Genomic DNA, 24,015 nt, shown 5'->3' on the forward strand with positions numbered 1-24,015 from the left:
TGCTCCCTTTGAACTTATACACCAGTGTATCCATCATTCCTGCAAGTATTATAATCTTCGACCTTGTCGCCGTAGGGGCATCCGTTGTAGTGCGGGTCATTATATGGATGGTCAAGATCGTACACATCCGAGTTTTCTGGAGATTTAGATACAAACAGATCATCAGAAAATACGTTGTTGTTAGTATTACTGGCATTATCAGTTGTAACGGTGGAGGCGCTTCCAAACATTACTGATGCAAATGCGGCAACAAAGAGCATGATGACAGAAAGAACAATACCACCCAGAAATGCACCGGATAGAAACAACACAATACCCGTAATGACAGGCATGTGACCGACCCACTTGGGAATGTGGTGTCTGGTTGCCCAGTCTACGCACTTTACGTCCCACCGCATCAGATTGCTCTTCGCATTCTTCCAGATGGAGGCAACTTTCAGCCCTCGCTGATAAGCCTTGTTCTGAACCGCGTTTTGCATGGTCATATCCTTATTATCCAAAGCGTTACTTAGTACCAGTATAGCTCAAAATATACCCGGCGCATAAGATGTGTTGATTGTAAAACCAGCAAGTTATCTTAGTATATCCTAAGCATATACATACATCAAAAGTTTGCATATACTTTACATATGTAAGATGCGTAGTACGCGCACAACGGCCCTTCGGCCAGGAGAAAGACATGCGAACTGTATCTGTATTTAAAAATGGCAATAACCGTGCCATCCGTCTGCCTCGTGATCTGGACTTTGAGGGTGTTAACGAGCTGGAGATAGTCCGTGAAGGTGACACGATTATCCTCCGTCCGGTCAAACCCACCTGGAGTTCGTTCCTGCAGGAAGAGAAAGCCGATTCAGACTTTCTGATTGAACGTGAAGATGTTGTCAGTGATGAGGGTCGTTTTGATCTATGAGTAAGACCTACATGCTCGATACCTGTACTTGCTCCTTTATAATGCGTGAACAACCAGAAGCAGTACTGAAGCGACTTGAGCAAGCCGTACTGAGACGTCACCGTATTGTGGTGTCGGCTATTACTTATGCCGAAATGCGGTTCGGAGCAATTGGAAAAAAGGCTTCGCCACGCCATGCGTTGCTGGTTGATGCGTTTTGTGCTCGCCTTGATACTGTGCTGCCATGGGATCGTGCCGCGGTGGATGCCACCACAGACATCAAGGTTACGCTGGCTGCTGTCGGCACACCGATTGGTAACAATGACGCAGCTATTGCCGGGCATGCTATTGCGGCGGACGCCATTTTGGTGACCAATAATGTGAAGGAGTTTGCACGGGTACCGGGACTAAATATTGAAGATTGGTGCTGTTGAAAAATAGCGGAGCCGCTGTGGCAGCCCGGAATGATGTCTACTATTCTTTTCTCGGGACAACCAAACAAGGATAATTAGCGATGTCAAAAAACAGCGGATCTTCAGCATCAAAGGGAAGTAATCAGGGGCAAGGCCGTGGGCCATCGAGCCATCCAGGTTCTGGTGGTAATTGGCCAAGTACAACCGGAAATCCATCTGGCAACAACCGTGGGAATGCCCCTTCAAAAGGGAAGTAATCCCATTCTGATAAAAAGCTGCGTGAGCGGCTTTTTATCAGGTAGAAGAATTATTAATATTTTTCGGTACTACTATTTTTATGGGTGAGAGACATACCTTATGGAAAGAACGCTTGTTATAGACATTCATTTTCCTAGCTGTAAAAGAGAAAACATTACTAGTGAATCTTTTGAAGAAGCACTTCGTGATGAGTTTAAAAACGAAAGCTATGATGTGAAATTTAAATTTACTAGTGCAGACGGTTTTTTTTCTCATGGCCATAGTCATATTGATTATCCGTCGGGAGCGAGTAATGATGAATGTGATAGTATAAATAAAAGAATTATGTCCATCTTTGCTGATTTGACAGGAAATAAATAATGAAGGGGTTGTTTTTATTTCCGGATAAAGCCGCTACGCGGCTTTTCTTCGATTTATTCTGAAAGAATATTATTTTGGGTGGATGTGGGTGTGACTTTGTAATTTTTCAAGATTTTCTATGGGTTTTTTATGGATTTTATTGTTGTAGTTATAGTTGTTTTGATTCTTATATATTGGCTTAAAGGTCCGAAGCCCACGAATTCTAAAAAAGGTAGTGTGGAAAGAACACATTCCGCCCCGAATGGAAGTCAGTATGAATATAGAGATATGTTCATACCTAAAAGAATTGGTCGTGATGATTTGTTCTGGGGTATGGTGAATAATGGGGTGGAAATTAAAAGAAAAGGGTATTTCCTTACAAGAAGTGAATCTGCTTTCTATCATAATCTGAATAAATGGTTTGGCGAGTATTGTTATATCCATTGTCAGGTTTCTTTGGGGCAAATAATATTTGTGCCAAATAAGAGTTATGATGATGAGAGTTATCGACGTTTTTCCGCAATAGTAAACAACATGGCTCTTGACTATGTACTGGTTTCAAAGAAAACGAATAAAGTCGTTTGTGTTATTGAACTCGATGATGAAACACATCAAAGACCTAGCAGGATTGAGAGAGACAATAAATTAAACAAAATTCTGGCACTGTCTAAGATAGGTTTTTTACGTGTTCCTGTTGATGATATTGATATCAAACCAGATATATGGAGAGAAAGAGATTTAGCTAACTCATACACAGAGTAATACGTGTTCACAGTTATCCATATATCCACGGGCAAATAAGCCAGTGAGCCAGCTCCCACCAAAGGGGCTGGCGAACGGGAGCGGTCGGCGAGTGTCGAGCCGACTTTGCCGGTGGGTATGTGGGTAACTGTTTGACGATCTCGAATCACATTGTTAGTATCTCACTGCTGTACTTATCGTCTTGGGACGATCACCAATGATCTGTCAGCCTGTGAGGATCGCCTTCGGGTGGCTGAGTCACTTTTCCAGAGCCTGAAAGGAAAGGGGCGTGATGAAGAAGCGCGGTAAATCTGCCCACCTTTGAGAGCAGATATCACCAGGTAGTTTGAACGCCGTTACGAGCGTGGTGATGAAGGTTAGTTAATCCACTCAAATACTGGTCGGCAGTGCCAGAACCAGTTCGATAGCTTCAGCAGCAGGTTATTACTGTTGTGTGAAGTTTTCATCTTTACGAGCATTTCAGATACGTCTAAAGCAGCGTCCGACCTTTGCACGCACGTATAAGGCCATTTGGTACATTTGGCCGCTTACGGGAGTCGCATTGGAAGGTTAAAGCTGCGCGGCGTCACTTTGCTCACGCGAAGCGATGACAAAGTGACGCGCGCAGCGCACAACGCTTTAACCTGTTCTCGCAAGGCTTTCCGGGACGTTTGACATTCGGACAAACACGTAGTGGATACGTTCGGAATTTGCTGGATGCGATATTTAACCAACGCGTAAACGCACGGGAGACCGTCATGAATACGCCTAACATTTTGAAAATAGGAGAGAATTAACGCGGTATCGATGGCGACGTCAATGAGGATTGACGTCGGGGGTGACCTGGCAACAGGTACAGCATGCGCTGCAGTCAGTTTCCACTGATTTGAGACCCCTCAATACCTCAACATCTTGCATTCCCTGATGCACAGATACCCGTTAAGACGCAGGAAGCGCAAAAGAAACCGTGCCGTCAGGGGAAGATGTCCGCCATTTAGTACGTTCAGTTCAAAACGTACAGCAACGCTCTTTTGGCTTTAAGACGAAAGGGCGACGTCATACGTTTTGTCCAGGGAGAAGTTTATGTCCAGACACGAAAGATTATTGGTTCGCGATTTTGTTACGTTGGCCAGACGGGAGTCAGGTGGTTTTAAAACGATTTCTGACCGCTCAAAGATTGTTGAGCGACTGGCAAGGCGGTTGGCAGATTTGAATATTCAAATACGTTCTGCCGAACAGTTAAAGGTTCGACATATTGAGTTGTATATGCAAAGTCGCCAGGTTGAGAATATTTCAAAACGTACGCTTCAAAATGAAATGTCGGCTATTCGCGCAATATGTCGGGCAGCAGGAAAAACCAAGATGGCTGATCCGGACCATGAACGGCTAAGTAATAAAGCGTTGGGCATTTCAAATGCCAGTCGTGCGGGGACGAAAGTTGCAATATCGGACGAGCGCTATCACACAGCGCTCGCCCTTGTTAAAGAAAAGGATGAGGGCGTTGCCGCAGTCATGCAACTGGCACGTCATTTAGGGTTACGAAATGAAGAAGCTGTTCAGTCTGCAAAATCAATCAAAACGTGGAGACAGGCGTTATTACGGGGAGATGATAAAGTCCGGGTTGTGTTCGGAACAAAAGGTGGAAGGCCGAGAGATACCCGAATCATTGATCGCGATAAACTACTGGCTGCTCTAAATAACGCTATTGATTACGCCGACACGCATAACGGGAAATTGATTGATAAACCATCGCTAAGTCAAGCGATGGATCGATATATTAATGTCATGCGACGAACTGGCGGGCTGGTTAATGAAGAGTCTAATCATGGATTACGATATGCGTATGCACAGGATGCTGAAGCATATTATAAATCGCAGGGATTTAGCGAGAAGGAAGCATATGCATTGACATCAATGGATCTGGGGCATGGCGATGGCCGTGGTGATTATATTAAGCGCGTCTATAGTCAAAAGTTGAATGATGCAGATGCGCTTTGACAACGGATTAATCATTTATTATTTCCGGTCGCAGTCTTGCAGGGCTGCGACCGGTTTTTTTACGATCAGCCTTCTGTATTATTAGTATTCATTACTGAATCTGTGTAAATTTTTTGGGCAATTTCTCGCCCACTGTCAGTCAGAGTATAGGCAAGGTTAAGACTTTTACTCCTGAACTGGTTGAGTAAACCATTTTCATGTAATGTATGGCATGACGTCCTGAAGTGATTAGCGTAAAGAGTCTGGGATTTGTTCTTTTGTGTCATATTAAACAGTGCAGTTACAGGCACGGGAGAGCTTATTCCCTTATACTCTATTCCATATAAGAGTAATAGAATGTTACGTTGGTTTTTTGACAGGCGGATAGGCTTACTCCTTAATCGTATCAGGTACGAATTAATACGATTATCAAGTTTTCCTGACAATATTTAATTCGTATCAGATACGAATAATTTAATAATGTTTTTTCCTTCACTGCGTGTTGAATTAATCGTCGTTTTTACGTATTGTTAGCAGGCTTACTTGTCGTCATTGACGACCACCAATGGTCCATCAGTCTGTGAGGATCGCCTTCGGGTGACTGAATCACCTTTCCAGAGCCTGAAAGGAAAGGGGCGTGATGAAGAAGCGCGGTAAATCTGCCCACCTTTGAGAGCAGATATCACCATGTAGTTTGAACGCCGTTACGAGCGTGGTGATGAAGGTCAGTTCAACTAACTCGAACCCTTAGGGAAGCTGCTTCCCAATGGGGTAGTGGTTTTCCATCTATTTGGGAGTAACCACAATGAGTCATTCTACTGCATACCGTGATGGATACTGGACAGGTCAGTTACTGCTTTCACTGATGAAAAAAGTGAAAACGAAGCGGCATGTCTACAAAGCACTTACCCCCATTCAATGGTCACTCATTTGGTTGAGTGTGATTATTGCTGGCGGCTTTCTGTATTTGTCCCGGATTGGCGGTTTCAAACATAAATCTCAGATTGATGACATGGTGACGGATGTGCCGGTAACGGCATCGACCGAAACGGTCTATCCAGACGATTCTTTCTGATTTCACATACCTGCCACCCGAACGGGGAAGATCTCTTCCCGTCCGGGCGAGATGTTCCCCATTTTCATGAGGAGAACATCATGCTGCTTGTTTTACCGCGTTTCTTTAACGTTACCAGCATAACCGATCGCTTTTCCCTGTTGTCTCTGCGGTTCCGTCAGCAACAAAAGGCGGGATTCATCGGTAACTGGATAATCAATCGTTCCGGTCATATGAGTTTCCGCGCGAGAGTTGTCCAGGCTGATCACGGCTGGCGTTATTGGGTTGAAAGTCGGACTGGGTGGCAAGGTGCTGCCTATGAGTATGACTTTCATATACCACGAGAGGATGTGCTGCTCTGTCGAAATCAGGCGATCGCTGCATCATGCCTGTTGGCAAACCAACTGGCCACAATGCGTTATCGCTTCCAGTGAAACGGAGCTATGCATGATTGTTGCACGTCCATGGTATGACCATGAGCCCGATTTGCTGGCAGGATGTGAGTCGCTGTCGCTTATCGTGAAAGATCTGGATGGGAATATCGTGGGGATATTTCCTCCGCCATCAGGCGGATGGACCCATGATGCACTCGAATCATTTGATTACGATGCGTTAAGTCATGATGCCTGGGATGCGTATCTGGGCAGTGACGCTAACTGGATCGGAAGCTCTGAAGTTTAACCAGAATCACCAGAATCAACCCAGACGGGGATTTTCCCCGATGGGGATAAATCCCTTTTACACCAATGAGGGATTTACCAATGAAATATGATGATTTAGAGCTGACACTTGTTCCTCGTGGCACGAGGGAGTGGGATTACCTGTGGAGTGCACTGGCTAATCATAAAGCAAACCGCAATTTATCTCAGCCGACTGTAGCCGAAAATTTCGGCGAAGCGTGGGAGTATATGGAAACCCAAAGGGAGACATCATGGTTTGGATTGAGAGAACGTTATTTTCATTGTTTTCGCCATCGTATGCATCCGACCTTGGGTCCTATCCGAAAAATCAAAATTCCTGCAAGCAAGGAATTTCAGGCATCAACAGATCTGGTAGTTACCTGGTCACTGAAATCGACCAGTTAGTCAAGCCAAAACGAGCAGAGAAACTTTTCCTAATAGGGTAAAGCTCTCGGCTTTTAAACCTCCCGGAGGATAACTATCCTCCGGGATGGTTATCTCTGGAATTGTGTTAAGGAGATAACCATGTCAACGATGTTTCGTTTTACTTCACTCACACTCCGTCCCGTTTTTGAGCTGCAGAAAGCTCTGAATGGTACACGCAATATTGTTATTCCCGACACACCGTTACGCCTGGTGAAAGTGGGACCAACGGTTTGTCTGCGTGTTGATGACGCGTATCACCACGATGGACAGATAGTCCGTCAGGCCAGTGCAGAGGCAGAGCAGAATGCCGGTGAACCCAATACGGATGATTTTGCCCGGAGTTTCTTTTTTCACCATGCCATTTATGGTCAGGTACTGGATGATCTCTGTGACCTGATCATTACGCTGAATGGCACGTCACAGCATATTGAAACCCGTCGTTTTGAGAAAGTCTGGGTTCCTGTTGCAACATTGCGGCAGGAGACTGAACGTGTGTTCAACCTTGCTCATCAGCATTTTTGTGCGTGCAAGGGGGATGCTGAATTAGCAACATGGCGAATAACGGCGTTACGCGCTCTTGATGAAGTGGTGCGGCTCAGTAGTAAACGTGCAAAAGCTACTGACCTGATACGACATGCGGATGCCATTCGCGCACTGCGTATGCAGATTAGCGATATTACCCCAGAAGGGAAATATCGTCACCGATTTGGTTCCAGGTAACGCAGGATGCTGTTCATGAATGAACTGATATCACAATCCTGCTCGAGTTTTCCCGAACGGGAGCAGCGCATTATTGATATGGCGCTGAAACTGCTTGACCGGCGTATCCGAAAGAAAGGGTATTTTATGGACTCGCCGGAAGGTGTGCGAACGTATCTTCGACTTAACCTTGAACACCTTGAGCGAGAGGTATTCATCGTTATGTTTCTGGATAACCAGCACCGACTGATTGCCAGTGAAACCTTGTTTCTCGGGACAATCAATGCGACCGCAGTGTATCCGCGTGAAGTCGTACGGATGGCGTTGTCATTCAATGCTGCCGCTGTCGTATTGTCTCACAATCATCCGTCAGGCAATGCTGCACCGAGCTCGGCAGACCATGCAATAACGAAAAAATTGGTTACTGCACTGGCTCTGATTGATGTCAAGGTACTTGACCATATTGTTGTTGGTCATGGCGAAATGGTGTCATTTGCCGAGCGTGGCTGGTTATAACGATGTTTCTTCTTTAAACGTACTGTCCCGGGCGGCGCATTTTTCTGCTGGGGGCAGGGCGCGGTCAGGGGCATTTTACCTGACAGGAGAGGCGTTATGTTTTATGACGCAAAATACTGGACTCAGTTGGCATCAGCCCTGTTAGCCCACCATTTTGGATTAACGTTGAACGATACCAATCTGGGAGAGGCCTGCGTGGTTAACGATCAGATTGGAAAAGGCGTCCAGCCGTTTGAAGCGGTCAACGAGCTGGTTGACCGATACGAATTGACTCGATTGAACAAGAATACCTATCAGCCACGTTCGCCGTATCTGACGGCAGCGGATCAACTGATGGCAAGCCTGGATATCGAGAAACAAAATCCGGTAAACAGCGAAGGTTGAATGACCGGTTTGTAACATTAATCACCCACCGGGGGAGCTTTCCCCCTGTGGGGAAGCTCCCTCTTTTTTATTCAAGAGAGAGGAGTTCGACAATGTTTGAATGGTGCGAAAATCGTCTGGATATCACCGGTAAATCCGTTTGCCTGGATGTGTTTCAGCAATGGGTCGTCGGTAATTGCACTCCGCATTATCGCCATGCCATACAGCAGAGTATTCAGCTGTTTTTGGCCGGATGTGCCGGCATACTCAAACCGGTGAAATCGACGGTATATCCGCCGTATCCGGGGCTGATATCACATGGGATTGGCAGTTCATCCACGCAGAATCAGGCATTCGAGCAATGGCTGGGGTTATTGCAAAAGGATGCGGTGCTGAACGATGACACTATCCGTTCGATCGAGCGCATTTATCATCAGTCCGGTATCGGCGCGGTGAAGTGGGAAAATGTCCCACTGGTATCACGCGGGATAATTTCGGACATCCTGGTACGGCAGTACGAACAGTGGTTTGGTCTTGTCGGTATTGATGATATCGATGTGGCCACATGCTGGGAGAGGCTGATGGCGTTTCCGGATTACGCGCAACCCTGTGACATGCTGTTGGTGTTACCAACACGCCTGGCCACCGAGTTGAACGGTAACGGTGAACTGCTGACAGGCATATCAGGTACCTTAAATCTTTATTCACGGCTTTTTGGGATGGAATGGCCGGTGGGACAAAAGGTACGTTATTCCCGGGAGGGAATAAGCAGTTTAACCGTGTTGTTTGATTCACCCCGGTTTTCACCATCAGGGGATCTGATAGCCGTGTTATCCCGGACCTTTGACTGCCTGATACAGCACACGTACATCGAGCCAGGAACCACAGTTCATCGTTATGACAGTTATGACCAGGGAGAGCATGTGGGCAGCGGTACTTTGTTACCTGAGTCCGATGTCCGCCCGGTGTTGTACCTGGTCAATGACGATACGCCGACCGGGCCAACCCCGGCCGGTATGGCTGTGGGGCAGTGAGGTCGCTTATGTCTGGCAAAGTGTCACTGCTTCACTGTCGTGTAGTCAGTACCGGGCATTTGACCGAGGCTGATAATGATCGGCTGCTGGATTTGTCCTGTAATTATCAGGAGTACGGCAGCAGTGAGTGGATACACTTCACGGGTCAGGGATATTTGATACGGCTTTATGCCTGGTCAAAACCGGTCCTGAAGTTGAAAGAGGTGGGGCTGTCAAAAGACGTTCGGCGTTTGATAGTCTCACTGGTAAGACGTGACGCTATCGATATGGTGCATTTTGACTGTGCCGGATCGTTGGTTGAGGGTTTTGCCGTTCACGACTGGTAGTTTTTAACCTGTGGCCACCGGAATACCGGTGGCCATTTTTTTTAACCCAAAGGGGAGCACTCCCCGGCGGGCGTGTTCCCTTTTTTTAATGGGGAATACGTATGCCTTCCTTTATTGATCACCAAAAAGCATTTATTGCCGAGTTCAATGCGACAGCGCGTTACCACTCGCGTTATCAGGTATTCCGCGATTTTGTCAGTTGTGCGGCGGCAGCATTGCACAACCGGGTCTGTATGAATGACAGCCTGGAACAGGCGTATATGGAAACTATCGGGCGGTATGAAAAGGACGATGTCATCCGTTTTTCACATCTGCTTAGCCGAATAATCCTGGGTATGCATGACGCCCCCCGTGATTTTCTTGGCGGTGTCTTTATGCAACTGGAATTCGGCGATAGCTGCATGGGGCAGTTCTTCACACCTTGGGATGTCAGTCGGATGATGGCAAAAATACAGTTGATGGGGGTTGATGCGTTGCTTAAGACAAAGCCTTTTGTGACCTTGAGTGAACCTGCCTGTGGGGCGGGTTGCATGATACTGGCATCGGCAGAAGAGCTTCGGGAACAGGGTTTTGACCCGTCACATCATCTTTGGGTCTCGGCAACGGATATTGACTCACTGGCGGCAGACATGACGTTTGTCCAGTTGTCTCTTGCCGGGATACCCGCCCAGGTGATCACCGGGAACGCGCTGACACGGGATTGCCGACGCGTTCTTTTTACGCCGGCGCATTATTATGGGGGATGGAGCAGGAGGCTCGATTCTTACCAGGATAGTGCGGCTTGATGTTTGACGTTGAACGCCTCTTCGGAGGCGTTTTGCCTTTTAGGTGATTGTTGAGGATTTTTTTTGACAACCTTATTCAGTATAGCTAAGGTTGATTCTAAATTATTAAATGATTCTTATCTATTCGGTTGTCTGTATTGGAAGGAACATTGATATGAGTATCTTTCATGAAAAAACTGAAATTCTTACGTTATACGAATAGTCTTTTCAGTCGATAAAGGTGCAGTGAAGGATATATCGGGGAGCTCTGTGGATAGAGTTTAATATTGGTTGGGGAATGGCTTAAGTAAAGGATAATTATGTTCATTAAATCGATGAGGATAGATAATTTCAAGGGCTATCATGGTGGTAATAATTCAATAGATTTCAATATTCCTGATGGTACCACTGAAGGTAGTGGATTGAATATTTTTGTTGGCGAGAATAACTCTGGTAAGTCTACAATATTTGAAGCCCTCGACTTTATAAAGGATGGGACAAAGAAGGAGGTTAGTGAACTGGTAAATAAATCTAACCCTGATATAAAACCCGATAGTCTGTCTGTTGAAGTTACATATACTGGCGATATAAGCAATGTTGTCAGAGCTCACATTCAGGAAAATAAAATATCTTCTTTTTTGAATCAAATATTTATTAATAATAGCTCCGAGTTCTTTCGTGTAAAAAGAATATGGAAAAAAACTAATGAAGGTGATGTAAAGAAAATACTCTTTTGGAATGAATCTGATCAGGAGTACTCAAATCCAAGTGGTATTGATGCCCCCTTCAAGAAGTTTTATGATAATAATTTTATTTGGGCTGATACCAATCCAAGTGATGAGTCTAAGTTTGGTGCTTCCACAATCTGTGGCTCATTGCTGAAAGATATAGCTCTAGGTCATGTTGAAACAACGGAGTATAAAAATTTTGTCACAAGCTATCATGAGCTGTTTAACAATCAAGGATCTCAGTTAAGAGCAAAAATATCACAAATAGAGAGTCTGGTTCAGCAGGTTTTTTCATCACAATTTGGAGTGGCTAATATCTCTTTTTCCTTTGAGGAACTTCAGATTGAAAATTTTTTCAAAACTGCTGGTGTTATTATCGATGATGGTGTTTCTGTGCCTATGACTGAAAAAGGTCATGGTATGCAAAGGGCTGTAGCTCTTGCTCTTCTGCAGGTTTATGCCGATATTACATCTAATGTCGCTAATGCTCCTGTATCAAAGCCATTTTATTTATTCATAGATGAACCGGAAATTTGCCTGCATCCGTCTGGACAAATAAAATTATTGAATGCACTGATGGCAATATCAAAAAGGAAGCAAGTGTTTATAACAACACATTCACCTTTTATGCTTTCATCTCCAAATTTGAAAAATGCTGGGCTATTCATCTTCAAAAAAAATAATAATATGAATTTTATTTCTAAGGCCAGCGCATCACCTATGTTCCCTTGGAGTCCTTCATGGGGGGAAATTAGTTATAAGGCATATGAGCTACCTACGGTAGATTTGCATAACGAGCTTTATGGGTATTTACAGGAGCAAAGTGGTCAGCACTCACTTCAGAATTTTGAGCAGTGGTTTAATAATAATGGAATTGCTTGCAGTAAGCAGTGGACTCAGGAAGATCAGGGTATTCCACGCAATCCACGGCCAGCCACTTTACAAACGTTTATTCGTAATCATATACATCATCCAGAGAATGTCACTATGCAGTCTCAACGATACACTCAAGCAGAGCTCAAACAATCTATCCAGGAAATGGTAGATTTACTTGCTCGTCTCCCATAATGAGGGTGTATCTTAAATTCTTACTAGTTTTTTAATATGATTGGTTATGATTTGATATCTGACATAAACGCCTCTCTGGAGGCTTTTATGTCAGTTCAATAACCATTCTAGGTCTTCTTTACAGCAAGCATAGATTTGCGCGTCGCTAAGTTGAGCTATCTTCTCGTTCAATGAGTGAACTTCTTCTTTTGAAATATGCAATATTTGAGTTTGCCAGTTATCATGTTGTGCCATTTTTATTGCTAGTTCCGGAGTTATTGGGTAATAAAAACTATTTCCCTGAATGTTTTGATAATCCGGGTCTGCCATTAGGTTAATCACCGGTTGATCAGCTGTGATAAAGTGATTATTAGGTGGTGATATTAACAAATCTAGTTTCATCGGGTTTAGTATGGAAAATAACGTTACCATTTCAAGAACTTGATTTTCGATAAGGTAGGGTACTATTTTTTCTATCTTTAAGTTATTATCAATCTCATAGAGCTGAGCTCTTGCTGTTCTTATGGATATAGAAACCTGTTCTCTAATGAGTGGCTCGGCCAGTTTTTCCATGTTTTTTCCAATGACAGGTTTAGACATTTTGATGAATTCATAAAGTTGAATAAACCTTTTTCTTTGGCTCGTTGTTCTGGCATATTGCATGAACAGAAAGAAAGCGAATTCTATTCGTTGTTTTTCACAGAGAAAAAATTCTAAGTCCTTTTTCTCTAAAGTGGCAAGGTAATGAATCCCCCATGATTCATAAAATCCTTGAATTTCCTCGCCAAACTGTTTCCTGAAATCTGAAAGATTCTGATTCCCCTTGTCTTCTAATTTGCTATTTTTCAGGTTTTTGTTGATGTTTTCTATTTTTATTACGTTTTTTAAGGTGTCAAACAGGGGAAGTTCTTGTTTGGATTTATTATTTGGTTTTGAAAGAAAAGCCAAGGCTATTTTTTCAAGATCGGTTAACTCTTTTAGTTCATAAAAATCTCTTTCGTGTGCTATCCCCATCAATGATGGGTTATGTATGGCTCTGTTTTTTTTAAAGTAACACCATATTTTCCCCTTGGTTTCTTTATTGTCAGTCCAGGAGGATAGGTATTTTCTATATACATGGTGTTGTTTTCTGGTGATCTTCATTCTTATCCTTTCTTATTTTTTATGCGCTAATCCATAAGTTTTACTAAAGACATAATCAGTTTTCTATAGCGTCTGTGTAGGTGTTCCCTGCACAGTGTTCGTATCATTTTTTCTCCTTATGGAATACTGGCATGACATACTCAGACACCCCCGAGCAATCCGCTGTCATTAACTGGAAAGGGCGGCATCTGGTGGTTAATACCTTTGTTGGCACGGGAAAAGCATCAACACTGGTGCTATACACCTAGGCTAATACTGATACGAAGATGCTTTACCTCGCTTATAATCGCGCTGCCCACGATGAAGCTGAGCGAAAATTTCCCTTCAATGTCGAGTGCAAAACGTCACATCAGCTCGCCTGGAAGTTGCAGGACAAATAGGCCCCGGTCATGAGGATGCATCCCCAGATAAGGTTATGTTCAGTGCTGACGCCATAATCTCCCGGTTTTCCTCTGTTCGCCCGTTGCCAAAAAGATCAATCTCCTGCTGCATGGCGATGTCCGCCGCCTCGATCAGCGCACAAACCTTCTGCAGAGCATTCTGCAACTGATGCGGCGATATATCGAGTGGCACGTCCTGTTTGTCCACCCCATTACGGTGGACCAGGTCGTTCCGCCAGTCTGCGATGATACCCAGTGGCTCAATCGGCCAGACGGGTGGAATGTGGAGTACAGCACCGAAATAGCGCTTAATGGTTTTAACGTTATGAAACGTCATGGAAGAAGCAACGTACTTCCGTGCAACGGAACGGAACAGAGAAAGACTCATCTCGCGGGCCGCCTGCTTCTCTTTCTTGTCTACGTTGGCAAAAGGCACAAAATACTCATCAAAAAAACGGCGGAGCGGCCAGTCATGTTCCAGCAGCGCCCTGGCACAGTACATCAGGTAGGCCTCCATGACGGTCACGGCATGCACGACGGCCATCCGGTACACGATCTCCGGCTGCGGATCATCCAGCAAGGCATACAGTTTCCTCAGCTCCTGCATGGCGTGCCGGTAACGTTGCTGAACATCATCCAGGGAGACGACAAACAGGTCATGTTCGTGATCCCACTGTGCCTGCGCAGCCCGTGCATCCTGCTCCCAGAAGTGGAGTTGAGCCGCCTGCTCCCATTCTGCCGAATCCGGCTCCAGGTCCGGGTACTGCTCTGCCATCCACGCCGCTAACCGCGCTTCTTCCAGGGTCATCATGTCGTCTTTTGTCGTGCTCATCACTGGAGTCCTGTTAACAGTAAAATCGCGTTACCCGAAACGGGTGATATCCCCCTGACGTCATCATGAATGGCGTCATAACCACACCAGAAAGAACAGTCAGTCAGCGGCCACGCGCCCGGTATGGCCGCCGTTATTGAAAAAAAACGCCGCCCTGTCAACGCGATCCCGGGTCACGTGCGGGACGTAGCGGACGGTCATGCCTGTTCCTCGTCGTCGTGATCCTCCGGGGCGGTACCGTAGGGGGCACGGGCCACCTCCTCAAGCGTGCCCTGCCACCCGGTAAACCAGCCGCCCGGATCTTCGCCGTTAAGTACCTGCTGCAGCCAGCGGGCCGATGAGCGGCGTGGCGAGTCCTGGAAATAGACGTGGTGATGCTGGCCGATAACCGTCCAGAAATCAAAATCCGGGTGCTCCGGCGTCCAGTCATAAGTGTTGATTGACAGACGTGCACCTGCTGTTTTGAGAAAGAGGAGGAACTTTTTGAGGTTGCCATATCCGCCGCTTCCCATGCCGCTGCCTAGGTAAAAACTCTCCGTGACAACGCCGGATGTGACCCGCTTCGTCTGTATATCCTGACGCAGGATGATCAGGGTGCCGTCATGCCTGCCGCCGGCTATTCTGAGAAATTCAAACGTGTAGTCACTTGTACTGCCGGCAGGAAAGAAAAACTCACTGTACCCCGCAGAGCCCAGGCGGACAAACGGAAAAGGTTGCCCGCTTTCGCCCAGAAGCCAGTCCGCCGAGGCATCAAAATTACGGGCGATCGTATCCGCCAGCGTAAAGGACAGCTCCTGACGTCCTTCCATGATATCCATCAGCACACCCGGCGAGGAATCCAGTTGCCTGCCGAAGCGGACCAGGTCAAATGTGTCCAGCGGTCTGGCTCCGGCAAATTCCCGGAAGTAATTATCCGCCATGAGACGGTTTAACAGCCACTTCAGCCGCTTGCCCGTTTCGCGCTGCCAGCGTTCCCTGTCAGATATCACCGGCTCGGCGTGAATGACGGGCTGATAATACTCCCGGAGGGCAATTCGGATCTCCCCTTCGAGGGAACGTTCATTTTTCATTGCTGACTGCTCAATGCACGCAAACAGCGTCTCGTCAACATTTCTGGCCTGGATCTTCGCCATGATTCTTTCCTTATACAAAACGTATTCAGTGACGGTAAAAAGCGATAACAGTAGACATGAGGACTTACTTGCCTATTAATGATTTAATGTACTCTTAATGATTCATTTTGTATACAATGAAAGGAAGCGACACATGGTAAGCTGTGAAACAGTCACACCATTAAATTACCGGACGCCCGGTGCGGGCGGATCCGTTTTTTTCGGTATGGCAAATTTTCGGAAGTGTAGCACGGTGGTGGCAGCGGCGGACAGGCGCTGTGGCGCGGGTGGGCCGCGGCGACGGGGACGGGGGAAAACACCACATACAGGCCAAACCCTGCTGACGGCGGGGCACATCTGGTGTTTCTGCGTCGCGGGGGGCCGGTGCGGGGGACGCCGATCCGGTTCTGGGGGTTTTCGGATCCGGAATAAGAAGAGTGAACAAATAGCAGGCGGTTGGTCATAAAAACCAACCATTATGGACTAGAAAGAACTTTAGTTATTTATGAGGGCAGCTAATGATGCAATGTAAGTAGGTCAAAAAAATAGCTTGCTAGATTCCAAGTAGGGTGTTAGCGTCTAAATCGACACTGCATCATCAAACACGTCACTTTATGACGCATTGCAGGGGTAAGAGGCCAGTCCGCAAGCTCCGCCAAGATTTTACGGACCGGCCAAACACACAACATCTGACCTAAAGGGTTTATCATATGTCTAATGAAAAAGACACCGTGGATTATACCGTACGCGGTTTTTCCCGCTCCTTCGATCGCACGCTGACTGATCTTTCCATTCTGTGGAACAAACCCAAATCGGTTATTCTGCGGGAAATTGCAGAAGAGCACCTGACCGACCGCATCAAAACGTTTGGCATGCTCAGCAAGCTTGTCAGCGCGCTGGATGAAGTGGTGGCGGGACATGTCGGTGCCGTCGTCAGTGACCATCAGGTTGACAATCATTTCGGCACCCGCTGGAATATGGCGATGCGTGAACTGCTCAATATCCGCAGTGATGAAGAGTTGCAGCGCATAGTGGTCGATAACACCCGCTACCTTACCGTTAGGGCTGACCAGGTAATAAAGGGGTACAAGTGGATCCCCAAAGGAACTGCTCTCTGGTTTGCCCTGTTTGCGGAAATAGCCCTGTCTTCTCCGGATATTGTGCGTCAGGCCTGGGAGAAAATATTCTATTCCGTTTCCGGTGACGCTTACTACCGGTACTACGCTAACGTCAATGAACTGCGTCGGTTGCACCATCTGGATGAAATTTCGGCTGATGCCAGGGATTTCGAACGTGACGGTGAATTCTGTCAGGTTGTCGTCACCAAACCTGCGCACTACCAGTACGGTGCATGGCGGGTTGACATCCGGCTCAGTGAAAAGGCCACGCAGCCTCCGACCGCCTGCCTTCGCTTTCCCACACTCCCGCACCGCCTCTTTCACGCTGAGAAAGAGGGACTGTACACCTGTCAGGCTCTCCTTAATGAAAAGGGATCAGAACCCGGATTCCAGTTTGTGGCCGGCGAATGCCAGTTTGACGTCTACTCAGACGGCAAGTTTGAAGACTTTAATCCCACCTCAATGACGGCCGTCGCAGGCGCGATCGCAGATACTGTCGATGAATATGTCCGCGATAACCTGAAAGACTGAGAGTCTATTTCTAAAAGGCCACATCGTGGCCTTTATTACATTTATTATTTAAGTGCGATTCTTTTTTTTTAATTAATAAGGACGCGTATGTTTTCCACGCTGCAATCCTCTGGCAAAAAACCTGAAGTTTCCTTTGTACGCGATTTTCATTATCTGACTGCGCTAATACAGCACCTCGGCGCGCATGAGCGCTGGAACAGCAGAACCCCCAGAAATATTGCAGACAGCATCGGCATGGATATGGGTGAGATTGAAAGGGTATTGATCAGTTATCCTGCCTTTTTCCGGCGGTCAAGCAACCTCAGCGCTCAGGGCGAACCGCTTTTTATGATCCATCTGCGTTATGCCCGGAGAAAAAAAAATGAAGAAACAGACGCCCGTGAGTCGCCGCCTATCAGCGCCGCAGAAATGGGAATCATGCTGGACCTGGTCACTAAAATGATAGCGGTGGAAGAACAGAATAAAAGGCTCAGCTTCGAGATAAAAAGCAATAACATAAAAATATGGTCAGCCATGGGGCTTGCCTTCCTGTCATCTGTAACCGCAATTGTAACTGCACTGCTTAAATAAGGACGATAAATGAAACTTGAAAGTTTTCGCATACAGAATTTCAGATCTGTCTTTGACAGTGAAGTGATCACCACCGATAAACTTACGGCCATTCTGGGCAGAAATGAAAGCGGGAAGACAAACCTTCTGCTTGCCTTACATAGCCTCAACCCCGCGGAGGGGTTTACCGAGTTAAATACCATCAAGGATTTTCCCCGTAACAGAAAATTGAGCGAATGCACTCCCGACACACCCGTGGTTGATTCCTCCTGGTCATTAACTTCGAATGAACTGGCCGAACTCGTTGCAATATATCCCCGTGCCGAAGGGATTACTTCCGTCGGGATCAGCAGATGCTACAACGGTGAAGCCCGCTACATCAATTTTACAGGATTAAAAGGGTTTTCGTTTGACAGTCAGCAGATTAAAAAAGATGTCAGATCCATTATCGCGCAAGTTGAGGTTTTCTTCGACAAGCCCGAAAACAACACGGAGCAAAATCAGGCCGAACTGAAATTAATAAAAGATATCTGTACTGCTCTGATACCAACTGCTGACAGACCTGTTACCTGGTCAAAACAAGCAACAGGGAAGCCGCAGGAGCTGAGAAAATATCTGACGAAGCATGATATTGAACTTAAAATCGCTTCAGAGGATGCTCTGATTGAAATTGAAGATAAGCTCGATGAAATCAGCGGTGACGGCGCAAAGCAGGCTGCTGCCAGAAAATGGGTGATGTCTAGGCTCCCCGTTTTTGTACTGGTTGATGAATATCCTGAGATCGACGGGCATCACCACATGGCACAGTACGCCCAGCGGAAACAGCAGAACAACCCGACCAAGGCTGATATCAATTTTGAGAAGCTCTGCAAGGTCGCGGGCATTGACGCAGCTGAGCTGATGGCCAAAAGAAATGAGTCTGAGGTCCGTAATCAGCTGGTTAACCGTGCCGGAGCCGTAGTGACCACTGAAATCAGAAGGCTGTGGCAGGACAAGCCCCTGAAAGTCCGGTTTAATGTGGACAGCGACTATTTCGATACTTATGTCTCGGACTCCAACAATTCCTATGACGTTGAGGTTAATCTTGATGAGAGAAGCAGGGGTTTTAAGTGGTTTTTCTCATTTTACATCACCTTTTTTGCCGATACGAAAGGCGGCAAAGCGCAAAACGCAATAATCCTGCTAGATGAGCCGGGACTGTATCTGCATGCCAAATCACAGACTGATTTACTCAACCACCTGACGAATGACTTTGATAACCAGATAATTTTTACCACTCATTCCCCGTTTCTTGTGCCGATCAAAAGCATTTCTGACGTCAAAACGGTTTCCATTGCGGAAGATAAGGGCACAACGGTAACGAACGATCCCAGCGGCGATTCAACAACGTTATTCCCTCTGCAGGCCGCACTGGGGTATGACATCGCTCAGTCGCTTTTCATTGGCTCCCATAACCTGATTGTCGAAGGTATCACTGACTTCTGGTATCTCAGCACAATTTCTGACCTTCTTAACTCAGCTGGAAGAAAAGGTCTGAGCAGCAAAATTACCATCACCCCCGCGGGAGGAGCTCAGCGTGTTTCCTATATGGTATCCCTGCTTTCCTCGCAGAACCTGAATGTGGTGGTCCTGCTGGATGATGAGAAACAGAGCCGGGCAACGTCTGCAGAATTACTGCAACAGGGCATGCTGAACAGGAAAAATGTATTATTTGTTTCGGATGCGCTGGAAGAGCCGCGGGATGAGTGTGACATTGAGGACCTTTTCGACCGAACCACTTTTCTGCAGCTGCTCGGTGAAAGCTACGACCTTGATCCGGCTGATATGACGCTGAATGAAAAAATCCCCCGCATTGTCAAACAGATTGAGCATGCTCTGACTCAGGGAAAATCAAAGTTCATTAAGGCAAAACCCGCGAGAGCTTTTATCAGTAAAATGAAAGATGCCGGTAATATGCTCCTCTCTGATGAAGAGCTGGATCGCTTTGAAAAGCTGTTTGAGTTAATCAACAAACGGATGTCTTTGCGCAGTTAGTGCCTGTCACAGAGGTGAAGATTAAAGCCCTAAACGCAAAAACCCCGGCTTCAGCCGGGGTCAAAATCTGCGGTCTTTGTGAGAGGTCATACACCCGAGGGCCATTGGTTCCTAACACCAACCTGATGCAAAGCCTACAAGCTGCGCATGGTAATCTCAAGTATCGTACTGCAGGCTGAGAAGTCAGCCGGATAAAGAAAAGGAGAAACTATGCCGGACAGCGTAGCTTATCAGCCTGACCTGATGGACAGAATATTCACGCAAAAAAGAATGTTCAGCTATGAACGGGTTTTCGGAAAGTTAACCGACAGGGAACTTGTAGGCATTTATATCTGGAACCAGGCGCTGGGCGGCGAGCTTTATCCGCTGCTGAGTGCAGCAGAAATCACCCTGCGAAAGGTGTAGTAACGTTCAAGGATGATAGCGAACTGGCCAGGGACTATGACTACGGATTGTGCATTGGCTGGCGTTACGACCGCTGGGATCAGTTTTTCTACCAGGCGGCCCTCGGGGCTGTTTACCTGCTGAACCCTCGGAGCGCCTCAAAGGGTACGCTAAAAAGCTCATCTCTTGAGGCGGGTATGGCCGTTCGTTATGCAGAGGAAATGCTGGGTAAATACCTGCCCCATACCGGCCGGGCTTTGGTGGACAGTCCGGTCGGGACAGGCAACATCTTTGATCGTGCCTATCAGGCAGCCCGCAAACTCCCGGATAACCTGCTGCGACAGATCCGTGAAGAGTTTGGTAGCTTCGGTACCATCGATGATCCGGTGCGGTTTGCGGACATGACATCCGACGTCCTCACTCCGGATGAGGCCCACCTGCTCAGTAGTGATTTTCTCCACGGCTGAGGCTCTTCTCTGACCTCAATGCAAAAGGCCTCTCGGGGCCTTTTTTTACCGCTCAGTTAATCAGCGTACGGCGAATGGCGGCCAGACGTAAATGTACCGCCGGACAGAGAGGATATCTCATGGACGCATGCCGGTCGTGTCCGAAGACTGGTTGTTTCTTCTTTGGCCGGGTGCTACGCAGCGGACTGCAGCACCTGGTGGTGTGGTTCAGAAGGGATCGGGTACTTGAGGCTTATACGCGTCATACTCAATATGTTCAGCGCTGTCCAGCTCCAGGAGGAAGATACTGTCATCAAAGTTCAGAAAATGAATCTCCGCGTTTGCCTTTATCCCGTCCATAAATCCAATCTCAAGCGCCGCCGTGTACCGTTCCTGATGGCGATAGGAATCACTGGAGACCTCAACGCCATAGTACGCACGATCTTCTTTATCCCAGACAGCGCCGGAGAAATCTTCGTAATCGTAGGTGGCCGTAACATCAACCTTAAACGTGATGTCGTAAGTAGCGTCATCTTTGCTGACGTCAATCAGCTGAACGTCATCAATGCTGACTGCGGTTATCTCTGTTTCATAGATATCCGGTTCGTACTCTCCGGAAGATACGGGCATGAACTCTGCTCTATTCAGATGTTCTCGTGCCATCCTTATCACGTCATCCTTCAGCTGCTCCAGAATACCATCCGCAAACGTGGACAGTTCCGCCAGCTCGTCATCATTCCTGTTAACCAGGTCTAGCAGCGTATCGATGGCTGGAAGGTGAATATAATTGTCATTAGCCGCCGCGACTGCTGCCATATCCTCATCAGCACTGACGACATATACTTTATGGTGACGAGCCCTCGCCACAGCATCCACTGCGGCCAGGGAAAACGCATCCGGAAACTCCGACTTTTTCGCCTCACGGTGAAACGGTGCGGTGCCGGAAAAATAAGCATCAAAAATGAGTTTCGGATTCACTTCTGCGACAGACACGGATTCGGTTAACCCGTTATCAACTAACGCCCGGAATTTTTCCATAGCCACTCTGAGTACCGCTTCTGAGGTGAGTTCCGGGAAGAGGCCACCTCCCGTAACCTCGTCGGCCACGCATAAAAAGCTCCCTTTTTTACGGAAATTTTTATGTTCCTTAACCGCCGCCTCGGCGTATTTTTTCAGATGTGCTTCTATTTCTGCGCGAACCACATCGGTGATGAGCAGGTGTATTTTTTCTTCTTCGACGAGCTGCTGAAGCCTGGCCAGAACGAAATGACCGAACTGGAGTTTTTTTGTTTCGTATGCAGAGGTGTCAATAAACACGAGTCTTGTCTGTAGTTCCATTCGGAGCTCTGTCCAGCGGTTTTTAAGTCACTATACCAGCCAGAAAAAGACAGATGAAGAATGATGAAGGCAGGTATATGCCGTTTCTGCAGTTGTTAAATAGTGAACGGCAGTAGAGTCCTTTCCGCTTTTGCCGGAATTCGGATCTGTTGTGACAGGAAGCAAAACGTGTTCTTGATGCCGCATTTGATAAAGCTGCGCTCTTGGCGATTGATGCGGTCAAAAAATATCTGGGTTTTTGACTAACTTGCTCAAAAATTCGAACCCTGCATATTGAGTTTATTGTCGCAACCATCCCTTGAAGTTGGCACCGTGATTTTTTTCACTTACGAGGTGCCTTATGTCCTATATGAACACCGATGAGCAGGAGGCCGTCATCCACTGGAAAGGGCGGCATCTGGTGGTTAATGCTTTTGCCGGCACGGGGAAAACATCAACACTGGTGCGATACGCCCAGGCTAATCCTGATACGAAGATGCTATATCTCGCTTACAATCGCGCTGTCCGCGATGAAGCTGAGCGAAAATTCCCCTTCAATGTTGAGTGCAAAACGTCACATCAGCTCGCCTGGATGCAGTTCGGCAAGCATTTCAAAAACAGGCTGACCGGTAATCTACGCATTACCGATATTGCCCGTAAGCTCAATACCCGCCACTGGGCGCTGGCCAGGACAGTGTTATCGGCCTTGAATCACTTTCTGTGCAGTGCATCGGTAGCGCCGGGTTATGAGCACCTTCCAGATGAAGACGAACGCGATGGACTGGATGCTGAAAAGATACTGGGAGCCGTACAGTTTTTGTGGAATGAAATGAGCCGGATGGATTCGACATTTCCCGTAACGCATGACACGTACCTGAAGTTGTTCCAGTTGTCATCACCTGACCTTTCAAAACGATGGGACACCATCCTGTTTGACGAGGCGCAGGATGCTAACCCTGTGACCAGTGCATTGGTATTAGGGCAGAACTGCAATGTGGTTTTGGTTGGTGACCGGCATCAGCAGATTTACCGTTTCCGGGGAGCGGATAATGCCCTGAACGCGCCGGCGCTGGAAAGTGCTGATCGGCTCTGGTTAACCCAAAGTTTTCGCTTTGGTCCTGCCGTAGCTGATATGGCGAATCTACTGCTGCAACGCCAGGGCGAAACACATCCTGTTGTTGGGAATGGCGGCGAGGATATTGTGGCTGATCGGGTGCCAGCTGGTGTTTCGCCTTTTACGGTACTCAGTCGTACGGTTGCCGGCGTGATTGGTTCTGCGCTTCAGGCCAGTTTGCGTGAGAAACGCGTGTATTGGGTGGGCGGTATTGAAGGGTATAAGACGGAAGAGCTGGAGGACCTGTATTGGTTCTCCGTGGATATGCCCGAACGTATGCGTACTCCACGTCTTAGTCGTGAATACCGGGATTTTGACGAATATAAATCTGTCGCCAAAGCGACGAATGATGTGGAAATGAACCAGGCGATTGGTCTACTGGATAAGTATTTTCCGTTGCCACAAAAGCTACAGGTGTTACGGCGTCAGGCAACGACGAAGGAGAACGAGGCCGATGTCGTGGTATCAACTGCGCATCGTAGTAAGGGCCTGGAATGGGATACGGTGATATTGAATGACGATTTTGCCGATATTACCGATCCGTTGCTGTCAGAGGCTGAGCGAACGGACGAGACTAATCTGCTGTATGTGGCCACAACACGAGCCCGAAAGCTGTTGATCAGAAATGAGTTGCTGCAACTGCTGGCTGAACAGGCTGAAGCAGGACATGAAACAGCAAGCAGTCAGATTCAGGTCGTGGAGACGGTGTCCCAGCTGTCGGCTGAATACACTGACGATTCCATGCCGTAATTTTCAAAACACGAAAAGAGTTTCTTCTTGCCTGCGGTAGAGGGTCGCTCA

27 protein-coding genes and 1 pseudogene are annotated in these 24,015 nt (G+C 47.1%); 23 read left to right on the top strand and 5 right to left on the bottom strand.

What is annotated here, in order from left to right:
- Positions 1-14: 14 nt before the first annotated feature.
- Complete coding sequence (locus tag CVE23_RS03080; protein ID WP_100848870.1) at positions 15-479, bottom strand: hypothetical protein; 465 nt, start codon at positions 477-479, stop codon at positions 15-17.
- Positions 480-679: 200 nt separating this feature from the next.
- Between CVE23_RS03080 and vapB the strand changes: the two genes are divergently transcribed.
- The 16 genes from vapB to CVE23_RS03150 all read left to right on the top strand — a co-directional run bounded on the left by vapB (position 680) and on the right by CVE23_RS03150 (position 12,275).
- Positions 680-910: a type II toxin-antitoxin system VapB family antitoxin gene (gene vapB, locus CVE23_RS03085; protein WP_024109781.1), complete on the top strand. Its 231-nt coding sequence runs from the start codon at positions 680-682 to the stop codon at positions 908-910.
- Positions 907-1,323 (top strand): type II toxin-antitoxin system VapC family toxin, encoded by a 417-nt coding sequence (locus tag CVE23_RS03090; RefSeq protein WP_100848871.1) that lies wholly within the window; start codon positions 907-909, stop codon positions 1,321-1,323. Before vapB ends, CVE23_RS03090 begins: the two co-directional genes overlap by 4 nt.
- A 336-nt stretch (positions 1,324-1,659) precedes the next feature.
- The gene (locus CVE23_RS22630; protein WP_145958402.1) at positions 1,660-1,920 is read left to right on the top strand and encodes a hypothetical protein; all 261 of its coding nucleotides are present in this window, start codon (positions 1,660-1,662) and stop codon (positions 1,918-1,920) included.
- Between the two features lie 129 nt (positions 1,921-2,049).
- Complete coding sequence (locus CVE23_RS03095) at positions 2,050-2,661, top strand: DUF2726 domain-containing protein (protein WP_100848872.1); 612 nt, start codon at positions 2,050-2,052, stop codon at positions 2,659-2,661.
- A gap of 1,062 nt (positions 2,662-3,723) precedes the next feature.
- A complete protein-coding gene (locus tag CVE23_RS03100) occupies positions 3,724-4,638 on the top strand; it encodes an integrase domain-containing protein (RefSeq protein WP_100848873.1) in 915 nt (304 codons plus the stop codon).
- Positions 4,639-5,422: 784 nt separating this feature from the next.
- Entirely contained in the window at positions 5,423-5,692 is a 270-nt protein-coding gene (locus CVE23_RS03105) for a hypothetical protein (protein ID WP_145958403.1), read from the top strand.
- Positions 5,693-5,772: 80 nt separating this feature from the next.
- Positions 5,773-6,105 carry a hypothetical protein gene (locus CVE23_RS03110; RefSeq protein WP_100848875.1) on the top strand — a complete coding sequence of 111 codons (333 nt, stop codon included), beginning with the start codon at positions 5,773-5,775 and terminating at the stop codon, positions 6,103-6,105.
- Between the two features lie 13 nt (positions 6,106-6,118).
- The gene (locus CVE23_RS03115) at positions 6,119-6,352 is read left to right on the top strand and encodes a hypothetical protein (RefSeq protein WP_024109656.1); all 234 of its coding nucleotides are present in this window, start codon (positions 6,119-6,121) and stop codon (positions 6,350-6,352) included.
- 80 nt (positions 6,353-6,432) lie between these two features.
- Positions 6,433-6,756 (top strand): hypothetical protein, encoded by a 324-nt coding sequence (locus CVE23_RS22635; protein ID WP_145958404.1) that lies wholly within the window; start codon positions 6,433-6,435, stop codon positions 6,754-6,756.
- Positions 6,757-6,876: 120 nt separating this feature from the next.
- On the top strand, positions 6,877-7,497 hold the full coding sequence (locus CVE23_RS03120) for a hypothetical protein (protein WP_100848876.1): 621 nt from the start codon (positions 6,877-6,879) through the stop codon (positions 7,495-7,497).
- A gap of 15 nt (positions 7,498-7,512) precedes the next feature.
- Entirely contained in the window at positions 7,513-7,992 is a 480-nt protein-coding gene (radC, locus tag CVE23_RS03125; protein ID WP_167389537.1) for a RadC family protein, read from the top strand.
- A gap of 96 nt (positions 7,993-8,088) precedes the next feature.
- Entirely contained in the window at positions 8,089-8,376 is a 288-nt protein-coding gene (locus CVE23_RS03130; RefSeq protein WP_100848877.1) for a TA system toxin CbtA family protein, read from the top strand.
- Between the two features lie 92 nt (positions 8,377-8,468).
- On the top strand, positions 8,469-9,389 hold the full coding sequence (locus tag CVE23_RS03135) for a DUF1281 domain-containing protein (protein WP_100848878.1): 921 nt from the start codon (positions 8,469-8,471) through the stop codon (positions 9,387-9,389).
- An 8-nt stretch (positions 9,390-9,397) separates the two neighbouring features.
- Positions 9,398-9,715, top strand: coding sequence for a DUF5983 family protein (locus tag CVE23_RS23215; protein WP_100848879.1), 318 nt, complete (start codon positions 9,398-9,400; stop codon positions 9,713-9,715).
- A gap of 101 nt (positions 9,716-9,816) precedes the next feature.
- Positions 9,817-10,500 carry an N-6 DNA methylase gene (locus CVE23_RS03145; RefSeq protein WP_100848880.1) on the top strand — a complete coding sequence of 228 codons (684 nt, stop codon included), beginning with the start codon at positions 9,817-9,819 and terminating at the stop codon, positions 10,498-10,500.
- A gap of 299 nt (positions 10,501-10,799) precedes the next feature.
- The gene (locus CVE23_RS03150; protein ID WP_100848881.1) at positions 10,800-12,275 is read left to right on the top strand and encodes an ATP-dependent nuclease; all 1,476 of its coding nucleotides are present in this window, start codon (positions 10,800-10,802) and stop codon (positions 12,273-12,275) included.
- Positions 12,276-12,365: 90 nt separating this feature from the next.
- Here the strand turns inward: CVE23_RS03150 and CVE23_RS03155 are convergent, their stop codons facing one another.
- Positions 12,366-13,397 (bottom strand): DUF4238 domain-containing protein, encoded by a 1,032-nt coding sequence (locus CVE23_RS03155; protein ID WP_100848882.1) that lies wholly within the window; start codon positions 13,395-13,397, stop codon positions 12,366-12,368.
- Between the two features lie 131 nt (positions 13,398-13,528).
- On the opposite strand from CVE23_RS03155, the pseudogene CVE23_RS23005 reads away from it, so the two are divergent.
- Positions 13,529-13,759: pseudogene (locus CVE23_RS23005) on the top strand (DNA helicase); the annotation flags it as partial.
- Positions 13,760-13,784: 25 nt separating this feature from the next.
- Here CVE23_RS23005 and CVE23_RS03165 read toward each other — a convergent pair.
- Together CVE23_RS03165 and CVE23_RS03170 are read right to left on the bottom strand one after the other, a co-directional pair.
- Positions 13,785-14,609: a HEPN domain-containing protein gene (locus CVE23_RS03165; RefSeq protein WP_100848883.1), complete on the bottom strand. Its 825-nt coding sequence runs from the start codon at positions 14,607-14,609 to the stop codon at positions 13,785-13,787.
- A 197-nt stretch (positions 14,610-14,806) separates the two neighbouring features.
- The gene (locus CVE23_RS03170) at positions 14,807-15,742 is read right to left on the bottom strand and encodes a hypothetical protein (protein WP_100848884.1); all 936 of its coding nucleotides are present in this window, start codon (positions 15,740-15,742) and stop codon (positions 14,807-14,809) included.
- 689 nt (positions 15,743-16,431) lie between these two features.
- Here CVE23_RS03170 and CVE23_RS03175 point away from each other — a divergent pair.
- The 5 genes from CVE23_RS03175 to CVE23_RS03195 all read left to right on the top strand — a co-directional run bounded on the left by CVE23_RS03175 (position 16,432) and on the right by CVE23_RS03195 (position 20,804).
- A complete protein-coding gene (locus CVE23_RS03175; RefSeq protein WP_100848885.1) occupies positions 16,432-17,370 on the top strand; it encodes a hypothetical protein in 939 nt (312 codons plus the stop codon).
- 87 nt (positions 17,371-17,457) lie between these two features.
- On the top strand, positions 17,458-17,940 hold the full coding sequence (locus tag CVE23_RS03180) for a hypothetical protein (RefSeq protein ID WP_100848886.1): 483 nt from the start codon (positions 17,458-17,460) through the stop codon (positions 17,938-17,940).
- Positions 17,941-17,949: 9 nt separating this feature from the next.
- Positions 17,950-19,953, top strand: coding sequence for an AAA family ATPase (locus CVE23_RS03185; RefSeq protein ID WP_100848887.1), 2,004 nt, complete (start codon positions 17,950-17,952; stop codon positions 19,951-19,953).
- 210 nt (positions 19,954-20,163) lie between these two features.
- Positions 20,164-20,358, top strand: a complete 195-nt coding sequence (locus tag CVE23_RS03190) for a hypothetical protein (RefSeq protein ID WP_100848888.1) — start codon at positions 20,164-20,166, stop codon at positions 20,356-20,358.
- A 176-nt stretch (positions 20,359-20,534) separates the two neighbouring features.
- Positions 20,535-20,804, top strand: a complete 270-nt coding sequence (locus CVE23_RS03195; RefSeq protein WP_145958405.1) for a hypothetical protein — start codon at positions 20,535-20,537, stop codon at positions 20,802-20,804.
- 207 nt (positions 20,805-21,011) lie between these two features.
- On the opposite strand, the gene CVE23_RS03200 is transcribed toward CVE23_RS03195, so the two are convergent.
- On the bottom strand, positions 21,012-22,121 hold the full coding sequence (locus CVE23_RS03200; protein WP_100848890.1) for a PIN domain-containing protein: 1,110 nt from the start codon (positions 22,119-22,121) through the stop codon (positions 21,012-21,014).
- Between the two features lie 340 nt (positions 22,122-22,461).
- On the opposite strand from CVE23_RS03200, the gene CVE23_RS03205 reads away from it, so the two are divergent.
- The gene (locus tag CVE23_RS03205) at positions 22,462-23,964 is read left to right on the top strand and encodes a UvrD-helicase domain-containing protein (protein WP_100848891.1); all 1,503 of its coding nucleotides are present in this window, start codon (positions 22,462-22,464) and stop codon (positions 23,962-23,964) included.
- Positions 23,965-24,015 lie beyond the last annotated feature (51 nt).

It is taken from the genome of Dickeya fangzhongdai, from assembly GCF_002812485.1.
Lineage (GTDB): Bacteria > Pseudomonadota > Gammaproteobacteria > Enterobacterales > Enterobacteriaceae > Dickeya > Dickeya fangzhongdai.

Excerpts from the sequence above, each read along its gene's own strand:
- CVE23_RS03080 (WP_100848870.1), bottom strand. The coding sequence starts at position 479 with ATGCAAAACGCGGTTCAGAACAAGGCTTATCAGCGAGGGCTGAAAGTT.
- vapB (WP_024109781.1), top strand. The coding sequence starts at position 680 with ATGCGAACTGTATCTGTATTTAAAAATGGCAATAACCGTGCCATCCGT.
- CVE23_RS03090 (WP_100848871.1), top strand. The coding sequence starts at position 907 with ATGAGTAAGACCTACATGCTCGATACCTGTACTTGCTCCTTTATAATG.
- CVE23_RS22630 (WP_145958402.1), top strand. The coding sequence starts at position 1,660 with ATGGAAAGAACGCTTGTTATAGACATTCATTTTCCTAGCTGTAAAAGA.
- CVE23_RS03095 (WP_100848872.1), top strand. The coding sequence starts at position 2,050 with ATGGATTTTATTGTTGTAGTTATAGTTGTTTTGATTCTTATATATTGG.
- CVE23_RS03100 (WP_100848873.1), top strand. The coding sequence starts at position 3,724 with ATGTCCAGACACGAAAGATTATTGGTTCGCGATTTTGTTACGTTGGCC.
- CVE23_RS03105 (WP_145958403.1), top strand. The coding sequence starts at position 5,423 with ATGAGTCATTCTACTGCATACCGTGATGGATACTGGACAGGTCAGTTA.
- CVE23_RS03110 (WP_100848875.1), top strand. The coding sequence starts at position 5,773 with ATGCTGCTTGTTTTACCGCGTTTCTTTAACGTTACCAGCATAACCGAT.
- CVE23_RS03115 (WP_024109656.1), top strand. The coding sequence starts at position 6,119 with ATGATTGTTGCACGTCCATGGTATGACCATGAGCCCGATTTGCTGGCA.
- CVE23_RS22635 (WP_145958404.1), top strand. The coding sequence starts at position 6,433 with ATGAAATATGATGATTTAGAGCTGACACTTGTTCCTCGTGGCACGAGG.
- CVE23_RS03120 (WP_100848876.1), top strand. The coding sequence starts at position 6,877 with ATGTCAACGATGTTTCGTTTTACTTCACTCACACTCCGTCCCGTTTTT.
- radC (WP_167389537.1), top strand. The coding sequence starts at position 7,513 with ATGAATGAACTGATATCACAATCCTGCTCGAGTTTTCCCGAACGGGAG.
- CVE23_RS03130 (WP_100848877.1), top strand. The coding sequence starts at position 8,089 with ATGTTTTATGACGCAAAATACTGGACTCAGTTGGCATCAGCCCTGTTA.
- CVE23_RS03135 (WP_100848878.1), top strand. The coding sequence starts at position 8,469 with ATGTTTGAATGGTGCGAAAATCGTCTGGATATCACCGGTAAATCCGTT.
- CVE23_RS23215 (WP_100848879.1), top strand. The coding sequence starts at position 9,398 with ATGTCTGGCAAAGTGTCACTGCTTCACTGTCGTGTAGTCAGTACCGGG.
- CVE23_RS03145 (WP_100848880.1), top strand. The coding sequence starts at position 9,817 with ATGCCTTCCTTTATTGATCACCAAAAAGCATTTATTGCCGAGTTCAAT.
- CVE23_RS03150 (WP_100848881.1), top strand. The coding sequence starts at position 10,800 with ATGTTCATTAAATCGATGAGGATAGATAATTTCAAGGGCTATCATGGT.
- CVE23_RS03155 (WP_100848882.1), bottom strand. The coding sequence starts at position 13,397 with ATGAAGATCACCAGAAAACAACACCATGTATATAGAAAATACCTATCC.
- CVE23_RS03165 (WP_100848883.1), bottom strand. The coding sequence starts at position 14,609 with ATGAGCACGACAAAAGACGACATGATGACCCTGGAAGAAGCGCGGTTA.
- CVE23_RS03170 (WP_100848884.1), bottom strand. The coding sequence starts at position 15,742 with ATGGCGAAGATCCAGGCCAGAAATGTTGACGAGACGCTGTTTGCGTGC.
- CVE23_RS03175 (WP_100848885.1), top strand. The coding sequence starts at position 16,432 with ATGTCTAATGAAAAAGACACCGTGGATTATACCGTACGCGGTTTTTCC.
- CVE23_RS03180 (WP_100848886.1), top strand. The coding sequence starts at position 17,458 with ATGTTTTCCACGCTGCAATCCTCTGGCAAAAAACCTGAAGTTTCCTTT.
- CVE23_RS03185 (WP_100848887.1), top strand. The coding sequence starts at position 17,950 with ATGAAACTTGAAAGTTTTCGCATACAGAATTTCAGATCTGTCTTTGAC.
- CVE23_RS03190 (WP_100848888.1), top strand. The coding sequence starts at position 20,164 with ATGCCGGACAGCGTAGCTTATCAGCCTGACCTGATGGACAGAATATTC.
- CVE23_RS03195 (WP_145958405.1), top strand. The coding sequence starts at position 20,535 with ATGGCCGTTCGTTATGCAGAGGAAATGCTGGGTAAATACCTGCCCCAT.
- CVE23_RS03200 (WP_100848890.1), bottom strand. The coding sequence starts at position 22,121 with ATGGAACTACAGACAAGACTCGTGTTTATTGACACCTCTGCATACGAA.
- CVE23_RS03205 (WP_100848891.1), top strand. The coding sequence starts at position 22,462 with ATGTCCTATATGAACACCGATGAGCAGGAGGCCGTCATCCACTGGAAA.